Below are 15,794 nucleotides of genomic sequence, written 5' to 3' on the forward strand. Positions count from 1 at the left end.
CGGTATCGCTACGTGATGCTAGGTTTAGCCCACAGCCCGTGTAGCTCAGTCGGTAGAGCAGCGCACTCGTAACGCGAAGGTCGCAGGTTCGATTCCTGTCTCGGGCACCACGCTGCACCTCATTTCACTTTTCTGCTCAACTCCTCGACAGTGCGTTTGAGCTGATCCATTTCGCGATCCTGATCACTGACTTCCCGCTTGAGGTTCGAGATCTCGCTGTTGTTCGAGCTTGAACTGGAGCCGCTGCTGCGCTTGAGCTCTTCCACTTGTTTGCCGAGATTATCCAGATCACGTTCCTGCTCGTTGATCGTGCGCTTGAGTTCCTCGATCTCCTTGCTGCTGGAGCTGGAGCTGGATCCGCTGCTGCGCTTGAGTTCTTCGATCTGGCGCGCCTGATCGCTGAGGGTGTCTTGCATTTTTTTCAGGTCGCCAACGTCGACATCTGATTTGATCAGCACGTCTTTGCCGAACTCGCTGTGAATGACGGTAATTTTATCGCTGGGATACGTGCTGCTATTACTCAGTTCAATTCCCGCCAGAGCGGTTCCTGGCAGGGCCATGGCACCCAAGAGGGCAGTCATTGCGGTTGCGGACAAAGCAGACGAAAGCTTCGAAAAACTGCGCATCACTGAGGTTCCTTGTGAAGTGCCACATGGCACATCGCTATGACTTGGCGTTTTGACTTATGTTCCCAGGCACCACTGACAGAGAGTGCGGCTTTTTTGTGGGGTTGATGTAAAGAGTCGTGTAAATCGTCCGACAAACATCCTATATTCGGAGTCTGCATGAGCTTCGCCCAGCAGTTTTCAGATGATCCCGAATGGTTCTGAAGGCCAGAAAAGCCAGGCTTCAATCGGCTTTTTTGCGTCAGAGAGATCCTTGATGATCCAGATCCATCTTCCATTCCCCAGATCAACGAGAACGCCATGACCGTTAAAGAATTGACTCAAGAAGCCAGACACGAAGAAGCCCTGAAGAAGTATGTGCTGGACGCACCCGAATTGATGGACGAGATCAAGGACTTGCCAGCCGATGATCAGAAGGACCAGATCCAGTGGGCGTTCGAGGATGAAGCAGAAGCCCAGGGCTTGCAGCCGTGGGAACTGACACTCAAGTACACATCGACCCCGGAAGAGTATGAGGCCGAGCGCCTGAAGCTGCACAAGGAAGCGGCAGAGGTATTGGGCGTCGAGTGGGAAGAGTACTGCGAGATGAACAATCTGGTGGTTTGACAAACCGCCGGCTGGTTCGCTTTTGTAGGAGCAAGGCTTGCCCGCGATAGCGTCCTCGAGATCGCAATCGCCGGCAAGCCGCACGCCTGCTGGCTTGCTTGGCGTTATCAGAGACTCAAACGCATCGACAAATCCACAGCCTTCACATCCTTGGTCATCGCCCCGATCGAAATGTAATCCACACCGGTTTCGGCGATCGGCAGCAAAGTGCTTTCGTTGATCCCGCCACTGGCCTCCAGTCTGGCCTTGCCGCCGTTCAGGCGTACGGCTTCGCGCATGTCATCCAGACTCAGTTCGTCGAGCATGATGATATCGGCGCCGGCCGCCAGGGCCTCTTTGAGTTCAACCAGGCTTTCCACTTCGATCTCCACCGGTTTTCCCGGTGCGATTTTGTGTGCCGCGGCGATGGCCTGTGAGATTCCTCCGCAAGCGGCGATATGGTTTTCCTTGATCAGGAAGGCGTCATACAGGCCGATGCGGTGGTTGTGGCAACCGCCACAGGTCACTGCGTATTTTTGCGCCAGACGAAGCCCCGGCAAGGTTTTACGGGTGTCGAGCAACTTCACCTGAGTCTGGGCCACGAAGTCCGCCAGGTATTGGGCGCGGGTGGCCACGCCGGACAATAGTTGCAGGAAATTAAGCGCGCTACGTTCACCGGTCAGCAGCGAGCGGGCCGGGCCTTCGAGGTGGAACAGCACCTGATTGGGTTTGACCCGTTCACCATCGGCGACTTGCCAGTGCACCGCCACTCGCGGGTCCAGTTGCCGAAACACGGTATCCACCCATGCAGTACCACAGATGACAGCGGCGTCACGGGTGATGATGGTGGCTTTGGCCAGGCGTTCGGTCGGGATCAATTGCGCGGTGATGTCGCCGCTGCCGACGTCTTCGAGCAACGCGCGGCGCACGTTGGCTTCGATTTCGGCGGTCAAATCAGCGAGACGTAGATTCGGCATAACGGGCTCCACAAACAAAGTGGTTCGATTATAGAACCATGGCGTGAAGCAACCCAAGGCATCCGCGCAGTTCCTGACGCGCTGGAGCCTGCATTTGGTCGATTCCCGCGAACTGACGACGGTCCGTTCCGTCTCAATCGCGGCAAGTTATCGCGTCCGGAGGGGCTATCGCGGCATACTGGGCACCAACACAGTCGTCGTTGAAGGAATCGGTATGCAGTTGGACCCCGCGAGCGGTTGGTGTCAGGACGTGCGTTTGTGTCCCTCGCCCAACTTCAATGCGCGACCCACGGACGAAATTTCCCTGCTGGTGATTCACAACATCAGCCTGCCGCCGGCGCAGTTCGCCACTGGCAAGGTGCAGGAGTTTTTCCAGAATCGCCTGGATGTCACGGAGCACCCTTACTTTGAGGGGATTGCCGACCTGCGGGTGTCTGCGCACTTTTTGATCGAGCGAGACGGCACCGTCACTCAGTTTGTCTCATGCCTTGAGCGTGCCTGGCATGCAGGGGTTTCGAGTTTCGAGGGGCGGGAAACCTGTAACGACTTTTCCGTGGGCATCGAGCTTGAAGGCACGGACGATCTGCCGTTCACCGATGCTCAGTACGAGGCGTTGATTGCCCTGACCCGGCAGCTTCAAAGTGCCTTCACGGCCATCACCCCACAGCGCATCTGCGGGCATAGCGACATCGCGCCCGGGCGCAAGACCGATCCGGGACCGGCGTTCGACTGGACACGCTATCGTTCGGCCTTGGCAAAAGCCGCGCCGGAAAAAGAGGAAAAACAATGAGTTTTCTGGTGTTGCTGCTGGCGGTGTGGATCGAGAAGTTCTCGGCGCTGCGCCATCAAATTCAGCGAGATGGCGGTTGGGTGCGCGAGTTGCACAAGCTTGAAACCAATCCGCGTATGGCAAAAAGCCCATGGCTGGTATTGGTCGTGTTGGTGCTGTTGCCGGTCGCACTGTTGGGTTTGCTGTTACTGGTGCTGGACCCGGTGGCTTACGGTCTGTTGGCACTGCCGGTACACCTGCTGGTGGTGATTTACAGCTTGGGGCGTGGTGATCTGCTGGGCGGCCTGGGGCCGTTTCGCGATGCCTGGCGCCGGGAGGACCTGCAAGCTGCGGCCCATGTCGCCAAACGCGACCTCGATATCTGTGCCGATAGCGGCGAGCAACTGCTGGAGAGAGTCGAAGGGCATTTGTTGTGGGAGGCTTACCAGAGTTTCTTCGCGGTGATTTTCTGGTACTACCTGTTGGGGCCGATCGCCGCCCTGAGTTACCGGCTGCTGGCACTGGCTGAAGAACATGGGCAAAACCCTGCGGTGGTCGAGCGCGCTGCGCAACTGCGCCACGCCTTCGATTGGGTGCCGGTGCGTTTACTGGCGGCGAGTTTTGCCTTGGTCGGCAACTTTGTCGCGGTCAGCCGTGTGATGTTGCACGAGCTGCTGAACTGGAACATCAGTGCGGCCCAACTGATTGAGAGGGCCGGGCTGGTGGCAGCCGAAATCCCGGCCCCGGTGGTCGGGCCCGAAGGCATCATCAACCTCGACCGGATCTGGGAATTGCTGCTGCGGGCGGCGGTACTCTGGTATGCAGGGTTTGCGTTGTGGACTGTCCTTCCTTAGCAGTGCAGCAGAAATCATTGTGGTGAGGGAGCAAGGTCCCTCGCCACAGAGAATTCATCGAACTGAAGAGCGGCGCCTGCCGTTAACCTTAAGTTACAAAACACTCCCGTGATTTGAGCTATATAGAGATAGCGCCCAATAGTGGCTATCTGCTGTCGAGCTGTGCCTGCCAATAAAAATAAGAAATCAAAGGGAGACTTCCAGTGAAGAGCTTGCTCTATCCCGCCGTCGCGCTGATGAATCGCCTGAGCTTCGGCATGAAGTTCAGCCTGATCAGTGTTCTGTTCCTGGTGCCGATGCTGGTGACCAACTTCTATCTGGTGCGTGACTCCTATCGCGAATTCCAAGGCACCCGGGTCGAACTGCAGAGCCTCGACCTGTTGGGCAGCAGCCTGACTTTACGGCGGGACCTGGAAACCCTGAACAACCTGGTACAGATCAATGTCGCCCTCGGTCAGTCGGGTAAGGCCGGCAATGTCGAGGCGCAGATCAGTACGTTGGGGCAAAGCGTCTTGAGCCGTTTGCAGGGACTGAGGGCGATGACCACCGAGCCGGAGCAAATCGCCGTTTTTGATGGTAAGCGCGATGAAATGATCGCCGCTTTCAAGGCACAGCAAACGGAAAGCTCGCTGCAAAGCAAAAGTGCCTTGATCGGTAAATTGCTGGGCAACGCGCAGATTTTCAGCCAGATCATCGCCAGCCAGGCGGGTTTGAGTCGCGACACACAGAGCGATATGCGCCAGTTGACTGAACTCATAACCAACATCACCCCGGCCGTCACCCAACTGGTGGGGGATGGTCGGGCGATGGGTTCTTATTCGTTGGGACAGGGCTTTCTCAATTCATCGTCGAGTACTCGTTTCGATGAACTGTTGGCGCAGATCGAAAAACTCCAGGCCGAATACGGGTTGAAGTTGCAGGACGCACTGGCCTCCAGCAAAGCCGCGGGAGAAGCCCTGGCTGCTCAGGCCGATAGCAGCAAGGTGTCACTGAAAAATGCCAGTGAGCTGTTCGAAGAGCAAGTGGTGATGGCCGATACGCTGGATGCGCCGTGGCAGGCCTTTTACGATCAGGTCACGGTCCTGATGGACCAGACTTATCAGCTCAACGAAGCCACTCTTAAATTTCTCGGCACTCAGTTACAGCAGCGTCTGGAGCAGAATCAAACCCACATGATCTTGCAGGCCATCGCTCTGTCAGTGGTGTTTGTATTGATTTTTTACCTGTACGGCGGCTTCTATGCCTCGACCCGTACCACGCTCAAGCGCCTTGGCGGGGTGATGGACAAGGTGGCGGCCGGCGATATGACCGTCACTTTCAGCGCCAACAGCCGTGATGAACTGGGCGAGTTGGGTGAGGTGTTCAACGGCACCGTGAAGAAAATCCATGATCTGATCGAGCGTGTGGGGCAGACCGTGAGCGAGGTCGAGCGCCAGGCCGGTCAGGTGGAGAATGTCTCCGCGCAAAGCAACCAGGCCGTGGCCGGGCAGCGCACGCAGATTGAGCAGGTCGCCACGGCGATGAACCAGATGTCCGCCACGTCTCTGGAGGTCGCGCGCAGTGCCGCCGCCGCGGTCAGCAGTGCCCACAGTGTCAACGACGAAACCATCAGCGGCCGCGGGCTGGTGCAATCCCAGCAGGGCAGCATCGCCGCGCTGGCCAGCGAGATCGATCAATCGGTGCTGGTGATCAATCAACTGGCCAGCGACAGCCAGTCCATTAGCCGCGTGCTGGAAGTGATCAAGAGTATTGCCGAACAGACCAACCTGTTGGCGCTCAATGCCGCAATCGAAGCAGCACGGGCCGGGGAGCAGGGGCGCGGTTTCGCGGTGGTGGCGGACGAGGTCCGGACACTGGCCAAGCGTACCCAGCAATCGACCGAAGAAATCGAGCAGATGATCGCCAAGCTCCACGGCGGAGTCGGCGCTGCCGTGAAGGCGATGGGGGTGAGCCATGAGATGGCGAACGGCACCGTCGGCCAGTCGGAAAAGGTCCAGCAGGCGCTGGAAAATATCCTCGGCGCGGTGGGCATGATCGTCGACCAGAACCAGCAGATCGCTGCGGCCGTGGAGCAGCAAACCGCCGTGGCCCACGACATCGACCAGAACATCGTTGAGATCAACCGCGCCGGTGAGCGCACCGCCGAAGGTGCGCACCAGACCGAAGATGCCAGCCGCGCGTTGTCGGCGCAGGTGGTGGAACTCAAACAACTGATCAGCGCGTTTCGGGTTTGACAGGCATCGAAGTAAAAATGTGGGAGCGAGCAGGCTCGCTCCCACAAGTGTTTTGGGTTGTCAGTTACTGCCAGTTGAACAGTTCGCAGGCATTGGCGGTGCTAGCGGCGGCCAGTCGTTCAGGGCTGACCGCCATGATGTCGGCCAGCGCCGCGCAGATCGCCGGCAAGTGTGCCGGGCTGTTGCGCTGGCCGGGAAACATGGCGGGCGCCATGTCCGGCGAGTCGGTTTCCAGTACCGCCGAGTCCAGCGGCAACTCGGCCAGAACGCGGTGCATGCGCAGTGCCTGCGGCCAGGTGGCGGCGCCGCCCAAGCCAAGTTTGAAACCAAGCTTGATGTATTCCCGGGCCTCTTCGCGACTGCCGGCGAAGGCGTGGATGATGCCGGCACGTTTCAGGCGAAATCGTTTGAGCGTGGCAATCACTGCCGCGTGGCTGCGCCGTACGTGGATCAGTGCCGGCAGATTGAAGTCCGCCGCCAGTTGCAGTTGAGCGTCGAACAGCGACTGTTGGCGTTCACGGTCGAGGGTTTCGATGAAGTAGTCCAGGCCGATTTCACCCACCGCGCACAGTTGTCGATGACCGGACAGCCGGGTCAACCAATCTCCGAGTTCCGTCAGGTGTTCAGGGCGATGATCGTCCAGGTACACCGGGTGCAGACCGAGCGCGGCATGCAGGTCGGGATCACTTTGCACCAGGTCCCAGACCCGCTGCCAATTGTTCTGATAAACCCCCAACACCACCATCCGCCGCACCCCGAGGGCGCGGCTTTCGGTCATCAACGCCTGTCGATCGGCGTCGAAGTCCGGAAAATCCAGGTGGGTGTGGGTGTCGATCAGCTCCACGGTTCAGTCCTGGCGAATACGTTGCTTGAAGGTGCGCGCAATGGCTTGCACGCCGGGTTGGTAATCGGACTGCTCGATGGCGGCCAAGGCCAGCGCCAGGGCTTTGTCGGCAATTAACTGATGCTGCTGGGCCATGGCATTGACCGGCAACGGCAGGAAGTCCAGCAACTGGGTGTCACCAAATGTGCCGAGGCGCAATGGACGGGATTTCAGCGGGAAGTCATGCAAGGCATCGAACACGCCCTGGAGTAGTACGTAAGAGGTGGTCACCAACGCCTCGGGCAAATGTCCGACACGCTGGAGCAGTTCTTCCATCAACTGTTTGCCGCATTCACGGCTGAACGATTCACCCTGTTCGATCAGCATTTCACCGTCGTACCCGGCCAGCGCTTCCCTGAAGCCTGCGGCCCGTTCCTGGCTGATGCTCAGTTCCGGGCGGGCGCCGATCAAGGCGATCTGCTTGGGCAGCGGGTCGAGCAGGCTGCGGGTCAGTTGCAGGCTGGCTTCGCGGTCGTCGCTGATCACCGAGCAGAAATGCTCCGGCTCCATGACCCGGTCGATCGCAATGATAGGGATGCCTTTGGCCTGCAACTGGCGATAGCTGTCGTCGCCGGGTGGCAGGCAACTGGCGACGATCAGCGCATCGCAGCGCCGGGCACGGAAGAGTTTCAGCAATTGCCGTTCGCTGTCCGGCGCATCGTCGGAACTGGCGATCAGCAACTGATAGCCACGAGCCCGTGCACCTTGTTCCAGCAACTTGGCGATTCGCGCATAACTGGGGTTTTCCAGGTCCGGCAGTATGAAACCCAGGGTGCGGGTGTGGCGACTGCGCAATCCGGCGGCCTGGGGATTGGGCGTGAAGCCATGCTGATCGACCACCGCGCGCACGCGCTCGACGGTGGCACTGCTGATGCGTTGCTGTTCGGCCTTGCCATTGATGACATAGCTGGCGGTGGTAACGGACACACCGGCCAACTGGGCGATATCACTGAGTTTCAACCCGCTGATTCCTTGTTTTTTCGAGCATGCCCGACATTTTCGTCAATCCTACCCGATTCAGGCAGTCGACCATTGTCGTGGCGCATCCGACAATTGGACTTCAAGAGAAAGAAATTATGGAGTAACGTGCCAATCATTCTAGATTAAACGTTTCAGCAGTCGTATTTGCTACCATATTGTTGCCTTTGGTCGGTTCTGCCGCAAAACCGCCAAATGCTGTCTTCGGACAAACGCGTAAGCTGAATCACTCAAAACAATACCTGGTGCCCACAAGCGCCAAAAAGGAGAAAGCATGCTCGAACTCACTGTAGAGCAGATATCCATCGGCCAGTCGGCTGTGGATAAGTCCGAAGCCTTGCAGTTGCTGGCCCGGCATCTGGTTGCCGATGGCCTGGTCGCCGACGGTTACCTTGCTGGTTTGCAGGCACGCGAAGCCCAGGGCTCGACCTTTCTCGGTCAAGGTATTGCCATTCCCCACGGTACGCCGCAAACCCGCGATCAGGTGTTCACCACGGGTGTGCGCCTGATGCAGTTTCCGGAAGGCGTGGACTGGGGCGACGGGCAGATCGTGTACCTGGCGATCGGTATCGCCGCCAAATCCGATGAACACCTGCGCCTGCTGCAATTGCTGACCCGCGCCCTCGGCGAAACCGATCTGGGCCAGGCCCTGCGTCGCGCCAGTTCTGCCGAAGCCTTGCTGAAACTGCTGCAAGGCGCGCCGCAAGAGCTGGCGCTGGATGCGCAAATGATCGGCCTGGGCGTTGCCGCTGAAGATTTCGAAGAGCTGGTCTGGCGCGGTGCGCGCCTGCTGCGCCAGGCCGACTGCGTCAGCAATGGCTTTTCCGCCGTGTTGCAGCAGGTCGAAGCGTTGCCCCTAGGCGATGGCCTGTGGTGGTTGCACAGTGAGCAAACTGTGAAGCGTCCAGGTCTGGCGTTCGTCACCCCGGATAAACCGTTGCGCTACCTCGGTCAGCCGCTGAGCGGTTTGTTCTGTTTGGCCAGCCTGGGTGAAGCCCATCAAGCTTTGCTCGAACGCCTTTGCGCATTGCTGATTGAAGGTCGCGGCCATGAATTGGGCCGCGCCACCAGTTGCCGCGCGGTGCTGGAAGTACTCGGCGGTGAATTGCCGGCGGATTGGCCGAGTGCACGCATTGCGCTGGCCAACGCCCACGGTTTGCATGCGCGGCCGGCGAAAATCCTCGCGCAATTGGCAAAAAGTTTTGAAGGCGAGATTCGCATCCGCATCGTCGAGAGCCAGGACAGCGCGGTGTCGGTGAAGAGCTTGAGCAAATTGCTCAGCCTGGGTGCCCGACGTGGTCAGATGCTGGAAATCATCGCCGAGCCGAGCATCGCTGCCGATGCGTTGCCCGCGTTGTTGGCCGCCATCGAAGAAGGCCTGGGTGAAGAAGTCGAGCCATTGCCGGCAGTGAGCCTGGTACGGGAAGAAGTCGTCGAAGTCGCCGAGGTGTTGCTGGCCCCGGCGTCCGGCACGCTGGTGCAGGCCATCGCTGCGGCGCCGGGCATTGCGATCGGCCCGGCACACATTCAAGTGCTGCAAAACATTGATTACCCGCTGCGCGGCGAGTCCGCGGCCATCGAGCGCGACCGTCTCAAACAGGCGCTGGCGGATGTGCGAAGCGACATTGGCGGCTTGATCGAACGCAGCAAGGCCAAGGCCATTCGCGAGATTTTCGTCACCCATCAGGAAATGCTCGACGACCCGGAACTGACCGATGAAGTCGACACCCGCCTCAAGCAGGGCGAAAGCGCGGAAGCCGCGTGGATGTCAGTGATCGAAGCGGCAGCCCGACAACAGGAATCCCTGCAAGATGCCCTGCTCGCCGAGCGCGCCGCCGATTTGCGTGATATCGGTCGCCGCGTGCTGGCGCAGTTGTGTGGTGTTGAAACCCCGAGCGAACCTGAACAGCCGTACATTCTGGTGATGGACGAAGTCGGCCCGTCCGACGTGGCACGTCTTGATCCGACCCGTGTTGCCGGCATCCTTACCGCCCGTGGTGGCGCCACCGCCCACAGCGCCATCGTCGCCCGTGCCTTGGGTATTCCGGCGCTGGTCGGTGCCGGTGCGGCAGTGTTGCTGTTGGCGCCGGGTACGCCGTTGCTGCTCGATGGCCAACGCGGTCGTTTGCACGTGGATGCTGATGCGACAACCTTGCAGCGCGCCGTTGAAGAACGCGATACCCGCGAACAACGACTGAAGGCCGCCGCCGAACAACGTCATCTACCGGCATTGACCACCGACGGACATGCTGTCGAAGTGTTTGCCAACATTGGTGAAAGCGCCGGCGTGACCAGCGCGGTGGAGCAGGGCGCCGAAGGCATCGGTTTGCTGCGTACCGAACTGATTTTCATGGCCCATCCGCAAGCACCGGACGAAGCCACCCAGGAAGCCGAGTACCGCCGCGTACTCGATGGCCTCGCCGGGCGGTCGTTGGTGGTTCGTACCCTCGATGTTGGCGGTGACAAACCGCTGCCCTATTGGCCGATCGCCAAGGAAGAAAACCCGTTCCTCGGCGTGCGTGGCATTCGCCTGACCCTGCAACGCCCGCAGATCATGGAAGCGCAGTTGCGCGCCCTGCTGCGGGCCGCCGACAACCGCCCATTGCGCATCATGTTCCCCATGGTCGGCAGCGTCGACGAATGGCGCCAGGCGCGGGACATGACCGAACGCCTGCGCCTGGAAATCCCGGTCGCGGACCTGCAACTGGGCATCATGATCGAAGTGCCGTCGGCGGCATTGCTGGCGCCGGTGCTGGCCAAAGAGGTCGACTTCTTCAGCGTCGGCACCAACGACCTGACCCAATACACCCTGGCCATCGACCGTGGTCATCCGACCTTGTCGGCCCAGGCCGATGGCTTGCACCCGGCAGTGCTGCAACTGATCGACATCACCGTGCGCGCGGCCCATGCCCATGGCAAATGGGTTGGCGTGTGCGGTGAGTTGGCGGCCGATTCGCTGGCGGTGCCGGTGCTGGTCGGGCTGGGCGTGGATGAGCTGAGCGTGGGCGGGCGCAGCATCGCCGAGGTCAAGGCGCGGATTCGCGAACTGAGCCTCAGCCAAACCCAAACCCTCGCCCAAGCGGCCCTCGCCGTGGGCAGTGCCAATGAAGTGCGCGCATTAGTGGAGGCCCTGTAATGGCCAAGATTCTGACCCTGACCCTCAATCCGGCGCTGGACCTCACCGTGCAGTTACCGCGCCTGGAACCCGGTCAGGTCAACCGCAGCGATGCCATGCACACCCACGCCGCCGGCAAAGGGGTGAACGTGGCGCAGGTGCTGGCCGACCTCGGGCATCAGCTGACGGTCAGCGGTTTCCTCGGCGAGGACAACCTGCAGGCGTTCGAAACCCTGTTCGCCAAGCGCGGTTTTGTCGACGCGTTCATTCGTGTCCCCGGCGAGACCCGCAGCAATATCAAACTGGCGGAAAGCGACGGTCGCATCACCGACCTCAACGGTCCGGGGCCACTTGTCAGTGCCGCGGCGCAGCAAGCGTTGCTCGATCGGCTTGATCAGATTGCACCGTTGCATGACGCCGTCGTTGTCGCGGGAAGCTTGCCGCAAGGGGTCAGCCCGCACTGGTTGCAGGCGTTGATCCAGCGCTTGAAAAATCTCGGTTTGAAAGTTGCCCTCGACAGCAGTGGCGAGGCCTTGGCTGCGGCGCTCAAGGCCGGTCCATGGCTGATCAAGCCCAACACCGAAGAGCTGGCCGAGGTGTTGGGTGGCGAGGTGGTTTCGGTCCTGGCCCAGGCCGAAGCGGCGAACCGCTTGCATGCTCAAGGTATCGAACATGTGGTGATTTCCCACGGCGCCGAGGGCGTGAACTGGTTCAGCGTCGGCTCGGCGCTGCATGCCACGCCGCCCAGGGTCAGCGTTGCCAGTACGGTGGGCGCGGGTGACTCGTTGCTGGCGGGCATGCTCCACGGTTTGCTCAGTGCCGATACGCCTGAGCAAACCTTGCGCACCGCCACGGCGATTGCCGCGATGGCGGTGACCCAGATCGGTTTCGGTATCGACGATGCAGCGCACCTGGCGCAGCTCGAACAGGGTGTGCGCGTGCGTCCCCTGACAGAACAATAAGAGGGTTGGTCATGAAGTTAGCCATTGTTACTGCCTGCCCGAACGGCATGGTCACCAGTGTGCTGTGCGCCCGCTTGCTCGATGCCGCGGCCCAGCGTCAGGGCTGGAGCACCAGTGTCGAAGTCAGCGATGCAGCGCATCCAGAGCGGCAAATGTCGGCTGCCACGATTGAAGCCGCCGAGTGGGTGTTGCTGGTCACCAGCGCGCCGGTGGAGATGTCGCGATTTGTCGGCAAACGCGTTTTTCAGAGTACGCCGGCGCAAGCGCTGCAGGATGTGGAGGCGGTGCTGCGACGTGGCGTCGATGAGGCGCAGATCTATCTCGCGCCTGAAGCCACCGTTGAGCCTGTAAGCGCTACAAAAAATGCACCGCGCCTGGTAGCGATCACCGCGTGCCCGACCGGGGTCGCCCACACCTTCATGGCCGCCGAAGCCTTGCAACAAGCGGCCAAGCGCCTGGGCTACGACCTGCAGGTGGAAACCCAGGGCTCCGTCGGCGCGCGCAATCCCCTGAGTGCGCAAGCGATTGCCGATGCCGACGTGGTGCTGCTGGCGGCGGATATCGAAGTCGCCACCGAGCGTTTCGCCGGCAAGAAAATCTATCGCTGCGGCACCGGGATTGCCCTCAAGCAGGCCGAAGCGACGCTGAACAAAGCACTGGCCGAAGGCGTGCAGGAAAGCGCATCGACCGGTGCCAAAGGCCCGGCGAAGCAAGAGAAGACCGGGGTCTACAAACACCTGCTGACCGGTGTGTCGTTCATGCTGCCGATGGTGGTGGCGGGTGGTCTGATGATCGCTTTGTCGTTCGTGTTCGGCATCACTGCGTTCAAGGAAGAAGGGACGCTGGCGGCGGCGTTGATGCAGATCGGTGGCGACACGGCGTTCAAGTTGATGGTGCCGCTGCTGGCGGGCTATATCGCCTATTCGATTGCCGACCGGCCGGGCCTGGCACCGGGGATGATCGGTGGCCTGCTGGCGAGTACCCTGGGCGCCGGTTTTATCGGCGGGATCATTGCCGGTTTCATTGCCGGTTACGCGGCTCAGGCGATCAATCGTTATGCGCGGTTGCCGCAAAGCCTCGAAGCGCTGAAACCGATCCTGATCATCCCGCTGCTGGCCAGTTTGTTCACCGGTCTGGTGATGATCTACGTGGTCGGCAAGCCGGTGGCCGGGATGCTCGCAGGGCTTACGCACTTCCTCGACAGCATGGGCACCACCAACGCGATTCTGCTCGGTGTGCTGCTGGGCGGGATGATGTGCATCGACCTCGGCGGGCCGATCAACAAAGCCGCGTATGCGTTCTCGGTCGGGCTGCTGGCGTCGCAGAGTTATGCGCCGATGGCCGCGACCATGGCGGCGGGCATGGTGCCGCCGATTGGTTTGGGGATCGCCACCTTCATCGCCCGTCGCAAATTTGCCCAGACTGAACGCGAGGCAGGCAAAGCGGCGTTGGTACTGGGCTTGTGTTTTATCTCAGAAGGCGCGATTCCATTTGCCGCCAAAGACCCGTTGCGGGTGATCCCGGCGAGCATCGCCGGCGGTGCGCTGACCGGTGCTTTGTCGATGTATTTCGGCTGCAAGCTGATGGCACCCCACGGCGGTTTGTTCGTGATGCTGATCCCGAATGCGATCAATCATGCACTGCTGTATTTGCTGGCGATTGTGGCGGGGAGCTTGTTGACGGCGGTGGTGTATGCGCTGGTCAAGCGGCCTGAAGTTGTGGAGTTGGCGGTAGAACCCGTCAGCGCCTGACACAGCCCCCTTGTGGGAGCGAGCCTGCTCGCGAAAGCGGTCTGCCTGTAAAGTAGAAGTAGACTGATACGACGCCTTCGCGAGCAGGCTCGCTCCCACAGGGACCGCGTTTTTACATATTTCAGTTTTCCTTTCTCGGGAGAACACCATGAGCGAATTCGATCTTGGTCGCCGTCGAGTCATGCAAGCGGTCGGTGCCGGGCTGTTGCTGCCGGGGCTGGCGCCGGTGGTGATCGCTTCGGTCAAGGATCGACCGCAACTCACCGACGGCGTGCAATCCGGCGACTTGCTCGGCGACCGCGCAATAATCTGGAGCCGCTGCGATCGTCCGGCACGGATGGTGGTGGGGTGGGACACCCGCAGCCTGTTCCCCAATCCCCGGCGATTTGTCTCGTCCTTGGCCGATGCCCGTACCGACTTTACGGCGCGGGTGGACATCACCGGGTTGCCTGCCGATCAGGCGATTTTCTACCGTGTGCAATTCGAAGATGCCCAGAGCGGTGTCGTCAGCGAGCCCTGGTTTGGCCATTTACGCAGCGTGCCGCAGACTCGCCGAAACATCCGATTCGTCTGGAGCGGCGATACTGCCGGCCAGGGCTTCGGCATCAACCCGGACATCGGTGGCATGCGCATCTACGAAGCCATGCGCCTGCGCCTTCCGGACTTCTTTATCCACAGCGGCGACACGATCTACGCCGACAATCCCGTGCCCGCGCAGCGGGTCACCGAGGGTGGCCGGGTGTGGCGCAACATCACCAGCGAGGCCAAGAGCAAAGTCGCCGAAACTCTGGATGATTACCGTGGCAATTACCGCTACAACCTGATGGACGAGAACATCCGTCGTTTCAACGCCGAGGTGCCGCAGATCTGGCAGTGGGACGACCACGAAGTGATGAATAACTGGTCACCGGGCCAGCCACTGGGTGAGCGCTACAGGAGCAAAGATATCCACAGCCTGGTGGATCGCGGGCGTCAGGCCTGGCTCGAATACGCACCGATGCGTCTGCAGCGGGCCGATGGCGGCGGGCGAATTTATCGCCAGCTCAGCTATGGGCCGCTGCTCGATGTGTTCGTACTCGACATGCGCAGTTATCGCGGCGCCAATGACGACAACCTGGGCGACGCCAAACCTTTCCTCGGACGCGAACAACTGGATTGGCTGAAGGCTTCACTGAAAGCTTCCAGGGCCCAATGGAAAGTCATTGCCGCCGACATGTCGATCGGGCTCGGCGCACCGGATGGCGAGGTCAGCCCCGGTGTCCCGCGCTGGGAAGCGGTGGCCAATGGCGACCCCGGACCGGCCCAGGGACGCGAGCTGGAAATCGCGGAGCTGCTGGGTTTTCTGCGGGCGCAGCAAGTGCGCAATTTCCTGTTCCTGACGGCGGATGTGCACTACTGCGCGGCGCATCATTATCATCCGGACCGTGCCGTGTTTCAGGACTTCGAACCGTTCTGGGAGTTCGTTGCCGGTCCCTTGAATGCCGCAAGCTTCGGCCCTGATCTGCTGGACAAAACCTTTGGCCCGCAAATGGTGTTCCAAAAAGCAGCCTCCACGCCAAACGCGTCGCCGTTTGCCGGGTTTCAGTTCTTTGGTGAGGTGAATATCGACGGGCAGACGGGGGCGTTGAGCGTGGTATTGCGGGATCTGGATGGGCTCAGCCTGTTTGAACGGACATTGGAAGCGGTCTGATGGATCAGCATCTGGGCCTTGGGGGCGTACTTATTTCTCAATAAAATAGTTAAGAAATAATAGTGTTCTCTGCGTATATATTGGCATGCCGTCGGGATAGGGAAGTAAAACTTCGAATTGATTGAGGTGGAGTGCCTGTTATTTGTGATAGGTGTTTTATCTATGGTTTCTATTTATGGTTGTGCCTCAATCCAACCGAGTAATCAATGATGAAGTTGATAATGGAACGTCAAAAAAACCTATGGAAGATAATGGCCTCGTTGATCTTTTGTGTGTTCTTTCTTGCAACCTGTAAAAGCGTCTATGCCAGTGAAACCAACGCCGGGTTGTGCAACGGTGCGTGGGGGATGGCCGGGGGGTATTACTGCAA

General features: G+C 60.0%; 12 protein-coding genes and 1 tRNA gene. 9 read left to right on the forward strand and 4 right to left on the reverse strand.

All coding sequences use genetic code 11. From position 1 onward, the window contains the following. The first annotated feature begins 34 nt into the window (after positions 1 to 34). Positions 35 to 110, forward strand: a tRNA-Thr gene (locus FFS64_RS15310). Positions 111 to 119: 9 nt separating this feature from the next. Here the strand turns inward: FFS64_RS15310 and FFS64_RS15315 are convergent. Then, a complete protein-coding gene (locus FFS64_RS15315) occupies positions 120 to 626 on the reverse strand; it encodes a hypothetical protein (protein WP_137806071.1) in 507 nt (168 codons plus the stop codon). 300 nt (positions 627 to 926) lie between these two features. On the opposite strand from FFS64_RS15315, the gene FFS64_RS15320 reads away from it, so the two are divergent. Beyond that, a complete protein-coding gene (locus tag FFS64_RS15320) occupies positions 927 to 1,232 on the forward strand; it encodes a DUF6388 family protein (RefSeq protein ID WP_137806072.1) in 306 nt (101 codons plus the stop codon). 107 nt (positions 1,233 to 1,339) lie between these two features. On the opposite strand, the gene nadC is transcribed toward FFS64_RS15320, so the two are convergent. After that, positions 1,340 to 2,188: a carboxylating nicotinate-nucleotide diphosphorylase gene (nadC, locus tag FFS64_RS15325; protein ID WP_137806073.1), complete on the reverse strand. Its 849-nt coding sequence runs from the start codon at positions 2,186 to 2,188 to the stop codon at positions 1,340 to 1,342. A gap of 214 nt (positions 2,189 to 2,402) precedes the next feature. On the opposite strand from nadC, the gene ampD reads away from it, so the two are divergent. The 3 genes from ampD (at position 2,403) to FFS64_RS15340 (ending at position 6,045) form a co-directional block, all read left to right on the forward strand. Further along, positions 2,403 to 2,978: a 1,6-anhydro-N-acetylmuramyl-L-alanine amidase AmpD gene (gene ampD / locus FFS64_RS15330; RefSeq protein ID WP_137806083.1), complete on the forward strand. Its 576-nt coding sequence runs from the start codon at positions 2,403 to 2,405 to the stop codon at positions 2,976 to 2,978. Next, positions 2,975 to 3,811 (forward strand): regulatory signaling modulator protein AmpE, encoded by an 837-nt coding sequence (gene ampE, locus FFS64_RS15335; protein WP_137806074.1) that lies wholly within the window; start codon positions 2,975 to 2,977, stop codon positions 3,809 to 3,811. Before ampD ends, ampE begins: the two co-directional genes overlap by 4 nt. A 203-nt stretch (positions 3,812 to 4,014) precedes the next feature. After that, positions 4,015 to 6,045: a methyl-accepting chemotaxis protein gene (locus tag FFS64_RS15340; RefSeq protein WP_137806075.1), complete on the forward strand. Its 2,031-nt coding sequence runs from the start codon at positions 4,015 to 4,017 to the stop codon at positions 6,043 to 6,045. Between the two features lie 64 nt (positions 6,046 to 6,109). Here FFS64_RS15340 and FFS64_RS15345 read toward each other — a convergent pair whose 3' ends face one another. Next, positions 6,110 to 6,889, reverse strand: coding sequence for a TatD family hydrolase (locus FFS64_RS15345; protein WP_137806076.1), 780 nt, complete (start codon positions 6,887 to 6,889; stop codon positions 6,110 to 6,112). Between the two features lie 3 nt (positions 6,890 to 6,892). Further along, positions 6,893 to 7,888 carry a catabolite repressor/activator gene (gene cra / locus FFS64_RS15350; protein ID WP_137806077.1) on the reverse strand — a complete coding sequence of 332 codons (996 nt, stop codon included), beginning with the start codon at positions 7,886 to 7,888 and terminating at the stop codon, positions 6,893 to 6,895. Between the two features lie 292 nt (positions 7,889 to 8,180). Here cra and ptsP point away from each other — a divergent pair, with 292 nt between their 5' ends. The 4 genes from ptsP (at position 8,181) to FFS64_RS15370 (ending at position 15,424) form a co-directional block, all read left to right on the forward strand. After that, positions 8,181 to 11,042, forward strand: a complete 2,862-nt coding sequence (gene ptsP, locus FFS64_RS15355; protein ID WP_137806078.1) for a phosphoenolpyruvate--protein phosphotransferase — start codon at positions 8,181 to 8,183, stop codon at positions 11,040 to 11,042. Continuing rightward, positions 11,042 to 11,983, forward strand: coding sequence for a 1-phosphofructokinase (pfkB, locus tag FFS64_RS15360; protein ID WP_137806079.1), 942 nt, complete (start codon positions 11,042 to 11,044; stop codon positions 11,981 to 11,983). Before ptsP ends, pfkB begins: the two co-directional genes overlap by 1 nt. 11 nt (positions 11,984 to 11,994) lie before the next feature. Then, entirely contained in the window at positions 11,995 to 13,734 is a 1,740-nt protein-coding gene (locus tag FFS64_RS15365) for a PTS fructose-like transporter subunit IIB (RefSeq protein WP_137806080.1), read from the forward strand. 148 nt (positions 13,735 to 13,882) lie between these two features. Then, entirely contained in the window at positions 13,883 to 15,424 is a 1,542-nt protein-coding gene (locus tag FFS64_RS15370) for an alkaline phosphatase (protein WP_137806081.1), read from the forward strand. Positions 15,425 to 15,794 lie beyond the last annotated feature (370 nt).

The sequence above is a fragment of the Pseudomonas sp. G(2018) genome (assembly GCF_005502415.1).
In the GTDB taxonomy this organism is placed as follows: domain Bacteria; phylum Pseudomonadota; class Gammaproteobacteria; order Pseudomonadales; family Pseudomonadaceae; genus Aquipseudomonas.

Bases quoted from the DNA above. Each gene is read 5' to 3' on its own strand.
- FFS64_RS15315 (WP_137806071.1), bottom strand. From the start codon at position 626: ATGCGCAGTTTTTCGAAGCTTTCGTCTGCTTTGTCCGCAACCGCAATG.
- FFS64_RS15320 (WP_137806072.1), top strand. From the start codon at position 927: ATGACCGTTAAAGAATTGACTCAAGAAGCCAGACACGAAGAAGCCCTG.
- nadC (WP_137806073.1), bottom strand. From the start codon at position 2,188: ATGCCGAATCTACGTCTCGCTGATTTGACCGCCGAAATCGAAGCCAAC.
- ampD (WP_137806083.1), top strand. From the start codon at position 2,403: ATGCAGTTGGACCCCGCGAGCGGTTGGTGTCAGGACGTGCGTTTGTGT.
- ampE (WP_137806074.1), top strand. From the start codon at position 2,975: ATGAGTTTTCTGGTGTTGCTGCTGGCGGTGTGGATCGAGAAGTTCTCG.
- ptsP (WP_137806078.1), top strand. From the start codon at position 8,181: ATGCTCGAACTCACTGTAGAGCAGATATCCATCGGCCAGTCGGCTGTG.
- pfkB (WP_137806079.1), top strand. From the start codon at position 11,042: ATGGCCAAGATTCTGACCCTGACCCTCAATCCGGCGCTGGACCTCACC.
- FFS64_RS15365 (WP_137806080.1), top strand. From the start codon at position 11,995: ATGAAGTTAGCCATTGTTACTGCCTGCCCGAACGGCATGGTCACCAGT.
- FFS64_RS15370 (WP_137806081.1), top strand. From the start codon at position 13,883: ATGAGCGAATTCGATCTTGGTCGCCGTCGAGTCATGCAAGCGGTCGGT.